Raw genomic sequence first — 5,991 nt, forward strand, 5'->3', positions numbered from 1 at the left:
CGCTGGGTGTCACGCTCATCGCGAACACGTATCTCATCTAGCAGACTCGACAGACTAACACCATCGACTTTGCCCTTCAACTGCAAGTATCGACGGCGCGCCGGGTGGCAAGCCGAAACCGAGGAAATCCAGCGCAGTCAGGGTGCCGATCGCGCCGGTCAGGATGAACGGCATGAACGTCATGGTCGAGACCATGGCGTTGGGCAGGATGTGGCGGAACATGATCGCACCGTTCTGCATCCCCAATGCCCGCGCCGCGCGTACGTATTCAAGGTTGCGGCCACGCAGGAACTCGGCACGCACCACGTCCACCAGGCTCATCCACGAAAACAGCAGCATGATCCCCAGCAGCCACCAGAAGTTCGGCTGCACGAAGCTGGCCAGGATGATCAGCAGGTACAGCACCGGCAAGCCGGACCAGATTTCCAGAAAACGTTGCCCGGCCAGGTCCACCCAGCCGCCATAGAAACCCTGCAAGGCCCCGGCAATCACGCCGATGATCGAGCTGAGAATGGTCAGGGTGAGGGCAAACAACACCGAAATTCGGAAACCGTAAATCACCCGCGCCAGCACGTCACGGCCCTGATCGTCGGTGCCGAGCAGGTTTTCCATCGACGGTGGCGCCGGGGCCGGGACTTTCAGGTCGTAGTTGATGCTTTGGTAACTGTAGGGAATTGGCGCCCAAAGTACCCAGGCATCCTTGGCCTTGAGCAGTTCGCGGATGTACGGGCTCTTGTAATTGGCTTCCAGCGGGAATTCGCCGCCGAAAGTGGTTTCCGGGTAGCGCTTGAGTACCGGGAAGTACCAGCTGTTGTCGTAATGCACCACCAGCGGTTTGTCGTTGGCGATCAGTTCGGCACCGAGGCTCAGGCCGAATAACAGCAGAAACAGCCACAGCGACCACCAGCCGCGTTTGTTGGCCTTGAACAGTTCGAAACGACGCCGATTCAGCGGGGACAGGTTCATCTCAATGCTCCCGGCTTTCGAAGTCGATGCGCGGATCGACAAAGGTGTAAGTGAGGTCGCCGATCAGTTTCACCACCAGGCCCAGCAAGGTGAAGATAAACAGCGTGCCAAACACCACCGGATAATCGCGGTTGATCGCCGCTTCAAAGCTCATCAAGCCGAGACCGTCGAGGGAGAAGATCACTTCTACCAGCAATGAGCCGGTAAAGAAGATGCCGATGAACGCTGACGGGAATCCGGCGATCACCAGCAGCATGGCGTTGCGGAACACATGGCCGTAAAGCACACGGTGACGGGTCAGGCCCTTGGCTTTGGCGGTGACCACGTACTGTTTGTTGATCTCGTCGAGGAAGCTGTTTTTGGTCAGCAGGGTCATGGTCGCGAAGTTGCCGATCACCAGCGCCGTCACCGGYAGGGCCAGGTGCCAGAAGTAATCGAGGATTTTTCCGCCCATGCTCAGTTCGTCGAAATTGTTCGACGTCAGCCCGCGCAACGGGAACCAGTCCAGATAGCTGCCGCCGGCAAACACCACGATCAGCAGGATCGCAAACAGGAACGCCGGGATCGCGTAGCCGACGATGATCGCCGAACTGGTCCAGACATCGAAGTGGCTGCCGTGTCGCGTGGCCTTGGCGATCCCCAGCGGAATCGACACCAGGTACATGATCAGCGTGCTCCACAACCCGAGGGAGATCGACACCGGCATCTTTTCCTTGATCAGGTCGATGACCTTGGCATCGCGAAAGAAACTGTCGCCGAAGTCCAGGGACGCATAGTTCTTGACCATGATCCACAAGCGTTCCGGTGCCGACTTGTCGAAGCCGTACATGTGCTCGATTTCCTTGACCAGCGCCGGGTCCAGGCCTTGGGCTCCGCGATAGGCGGAGCCGGCCACCGACACTTCGGCACCGCCGCCGGCGATGCGACTGGTGGCGCCCTCGAAACCTTCGAGCTTGGCGATCATCTGCTCTACCGGGCCGCCGGGAGCGGCCTGGATGATCACGAAGTTGATCAGCAAAATGCCGAACAAGGTCGGAATGATCAGCAGCAGTCGCCGAAAAATATACGCCAGCATCTGATTACTCCGTGCCCGCGGGGGTGGCTTGCAGGATGGTTTCGACTTCTATCGCAGGCTTCGCGTCAGGCTTGATCCACCAAGTGTTTGTGCCGATGTCGTACAGGGGTGAGATTTTCGGATGGCCGATGTGGTTCCAATACGCCACGCGCCAGGTCTTGATGTGCCAGTTGGGGATCACGTAATAACCCCATTGCAGCACGCGGTCCAGTGCACGGGCATGCGCCACCAGGCTTTTGCGTGAATCGGCGTTGATCAGTTGCTCGACCAGTTGGTCAACCACCGGATCTTTCAGGCCCATGGAATTGCGGCTGCCGGGTTTGTCGGCGGCGGCCGACATCCAGAATTCGCGCTGTTCGTTGCCAGGGGAACTGGACTGCGGAAAGCTGCCGACGATCATGTCGAAGTCCCGTGAGCGCACGCGGTTGATGTACTGCGAGACGTCCACCCGGCGGATCACCAGATCGATCCCCAGGTCGCTGAGGTTGCGCTTGAACGGCAGCAGCACCCGCTCGAATTCCGTTTGGGCCAGCAGGAATTCGATTTTCACCGGTTTGCCGGTGGCGTCGACCATTTTGTCATCGACGATCCGCCAGCCGGCCTCTTGCAGCAGTTGATAGGCTTTGCGCTGATGGTCGCGAATCATGCCGCTGGCGTCGGTCACCGGGTTCTGGAACGACTCGCTGAACACCTGCTCGGGGATCTTGCCGCGGAACGGATCGAGGATCGCCAGTTGATCGGCATCCGGCAAGCCGGTGGCGGCCATTTCGGAGTTCTCGAAATAGCTGCGGGTGCGCGCGTAGGCGCTGTTGAACAATTGCTTGTTGGTCCATTCAAAGTCCAGCAGCAACGTAAGAGCCTCACGCACGCGCACGTCCTGGAACAACGGGCGACGCAGGTTGAACACAAACCCCTGCATGCCGGTGGTGTTGCCGTTGGGAATCTCTTCTTTGATCAACCGGCCTTCGGTGACGGCCGGGACGTTGTAGGCATTGGCCCAGTTCTTCGCGGTCATCTCCAGCCAGTAATCGAACTGCCCGGCCTTGAACGCTTCGAGCGCCACGGTGTTGTCGCGGTAGTAATCGGTGGTCATCACGTCGAAGTTGTAGAACCCGCGATTGACCGGCAAGTCCTTGCCCCAGTAATCCTTGACCCGCTCATAGCGAATCGAACGTCCGGCCTTCACTTGACTGACTTTGTACGGGCCACTGCCCAGCGGCATCTCCAGGTTGCCCTTGTTGAAATCGCGGTCGGCCCACCAATGCTTGGGCAACACCGGCAACTGGCCGAGGATCAGCGGCAACTCACGGTTGTTGTTGTGCTTGAACTTGAACAGCACGGTCAGCGGGTCTTCGGCGATCGCTTCCTCGACGTCGTTGTAGTAAGCGCGGTAGAGCGGCGCGCCGTCCTTGGTCAGCATCTGGAAGCTGAACACCACGTCTTCGGCACGAATCGGATGGCCATCGTGGAAGCGCGCTTCAGGGCGCAGGTAGAAACGCACCCAGCTGTTGTCCGGGGCTTTCTCGATCTTGCCGGCCACCAGGCCATATTCGGTGAACGGCTCGTCCAGTCCTTGTCTGGCGAGGGTGTCGTAGATGATGCCGATGTCGTCGGCCGGAACACCCTTGCTGATAAACGGATTGAGGCTGTCGAAGCCACCGAAGCCGGCCTGGCGAAAGATCCCGCCCTTGGGCGCATCCGGGTTCACGTAGTCGAAATGTTTAAAGTCCGCGGGGTACTTTGGCGGTTCGTTGTAGAGGGTCAGGGCGTGTTGCGGAGCGGCACAGGCCAGCCCGGCGAACAACAGACCGCTGGCCTGCAACAGCAGGGCGCGTACGGGTTTCATCGATCTTTCTCCGAAGACTTCAGCCACCACGCGCTCAGGCCCAGGGTGTAGGGCGGCGTGGTGACAAAGGCCAACCGGTTACGGTAGGCCAGGCGGTGATAATTGAGGTACCAGTTGGGAATGCTGTAGTGCTGCCACAGCAACACGCGGTCGAGGGCTTTGCCGGCGGCGACTTGTTCGTCGCGGCTCTGGGCGGCGAGCAGTTGTTCGAGTAAATGGTCGACCACCGGGTTGGCGATGCCGGCGTAGTTTTTACTGCCCTTGATCCCGACCTGGCTGGAATGAAAATACTGCCACTGCTCCAGGCCCGGGCTGAGGGTCTGGTTGAGCGTCATCAAAATCATGTCGAAGTCGAACTGATCGAGGCGCTGCTTGTACTGGGCGCGGTCGACGGTGCGCAGTCGCGCGTCGATGCCAATACTGGCGAGGTTCTCGACGTAGGGCTGGAGGATGCGTTCCAGGTTCGGGTTGACCAGCAGGATCTCGAATCGCAGTGGTTGCCCGACAGCGTTCTGTACGCGCTGGCCATTGAGCTTCCAGCCAGCCTCAGCGAGCAGTCCAAGGGCTTTTCGCAGGGTTTCTCGGGGAATGCCGCGGCCGTCGGTTTGCGGCAGGCTGAACGGCTCGGTGAAGAGTCTGGCGGGCAACTGTTCGCGATACGGCTTGAGCATCAGCCATTCATGACCGACGGGCAGGCCGGTGGCAGAGAATTCGCTGTTGGGGTAATAACTCAGGGTGCGTTTGTAGGCGCCGCTGAACAGCGTGCGGTTGGTCCACTCGAAGTCGAACATCAGTCCCAGGGCTTCGCGGACTTTGGTCTCGGCAAAGGTCGGGCGCCGGGTGTTCATGAACAGACCCTGGCTCTGAGTCGGGATCTGATGCGCGATCTGCGCCTTGATCACTTCACCGCGTCTTACCGCAGGGAAGTTGTAGCCGTTGTTCCAATTCTTGGCCTGATGTTCGATGTAAACGTCGAACTCGCCAGCCTTGAATGCTTCGAAGGCGACATCGCTGTCACGGTAAAACTCGACCTCCATGCGATCAACGTTGTACTTGCCGCGATTGACCGGCAGATCCTTGCCCCAGTAGTCCTTGACCCGTTCAAAAACAATCTGCCGCCCGGGCGTCACCGAGGTGATGCGATATGGCCCGCTGCCCAGGGGCGGTTCAAAGGTGGTCGCCTTGAAGTCGCGACCTTTCCAATACTGCGCAGACATTACCGGCAATTCGCCCAGGCGCAGGATCAATAGCGGATTGCCGGTGCGCTTGAAGACGAATCGAACGCGATGGGGGCTGAGAATATCGACCCGCGCTACTTCCTGAAGATTGGTCCGGTACTGCGGATGCCCCTCCTTGAGCAACAGGCGGTAGGAGAACGCGACGTCGCGCGCGGTAATGGGTGAGCCATCGTGGAATCGCGCTTCGGGGCGCAGGTTGAACACTACCCAACTGCGGTCGTCGCTGTATTCCACCGACTGGGCGATCAGGCCATAACTGGAAGTCGGCTCGTCGCCGGACGGCGCGTACTGGCCGGTGCCGACCATCAGCGGCTCGTTCAGCTCATTGATCCCGTACTGCAGGAAATTCGGCGTCGAGACCGGGCTTGAGCCTTTGAAGGTATATGGATTGAGCGTATCGAAAGTGCCAAACGCCATCACCCGCAACGTACCGCCCTTGGGCGCTTGCGGGTTGACCCAGTCGAAGTGGGTAAATCGGGCCGGGTAYTTGAGCGTGCCGAACTGCGCATAACCATGGCTTTCGCTGATCGTCGCGCTTGCGGGAGAGCTCAAGGCCAGGCTGATCAGGAGCAGAAGGAGGGGACGCTTCAAGTCAGAGATCCGATCCGGGCGGCTTGGGCTAAGTGGTCCGTACAGTAACAGCTTGTATCGACAGGAAAAAGACAGGGGGTTAATGCGTGGTTAATTGAGCTTGCGCGGCCGTTGTAGCAGCTGGCGAAGCCTGCGTCCGACTGCGTAGCAGTCGTTGATTCAGACGACGCGGTGTTTCAGTAAGACTAATAGCACCGGATTACGACTACTTCGTCCGATCGCGGCCCGAGCCTGACGCAGGCTGCGAGCGGACGCAGCCTCGCGCTGCTCGACAG

The 5,991-nt window shown here is 59.5% G+C and carries 3 protein-coding genes and 2 pseudogenes; all 5 read right to left on the bottom strand.

What is annotated here, in order from left to right:
* Positions 1 to 116: pseudogene (locus AC1DSG_RS26300) on the bottom strand (cytidylate kinase); the annotation flags it as partial.
* Positions 67 to 966: pseudogene (locus AC1DSG_RS26305) on the bottom strand (ABC transporter permease); the annotation flags it as partial. The pseudogenes AC1DSG_RS26300 and AC1DSG_RS26305, both read right to left, overlap by 50 nt.
* Position 967: 1 nt before the next feature.
* Positions 968 to 2,041: a microcin C ABC transporter permease YejB gene (locus AC1DSG_RS26310; protein WP_477793505.1), complete on the bottom strand. Its 1,074-nt coding sequence runs from the start codon at positions 2,039 to 2,041 to the stop codon at positions 968 to 970.
* Positions 2,042 to 2,045: 4 nt separating this feature from the next.
* Positions 2,046 to 3,887, bottom strand: a complete 1,842-nt coding sequence (locus tag AC1DSG_RS26315) for an extracellular solute-binding protein (RefSeq protein WP_477793506.1) — start codon at positions 3,885 to 3,887, stop codon at positions 2,046 to 2,048.
* Positions 3,884 to 5,716: an extracellular solute-binding protein gene (locus tag AC1DSG_RS26320; RefSeq protein ID WP_477793507.1), complete on the bottom strand. Its 1,833-nt coding sequence runs from the start codon at positions 5,714 to 5,716 to the stop codon at positions 3,884 to 3,886. Before AC1DSG_RS26320 ends, AC1DSG_RS26315 begins: the two co-directional genes overlap by 4 nt.
* Positions 5,717 to 5,991: the final 275 nt, after the last annotated feature.

It is taken from the genome of Pseudomonas sp. P5_A12, assembly GCF_056400685.1.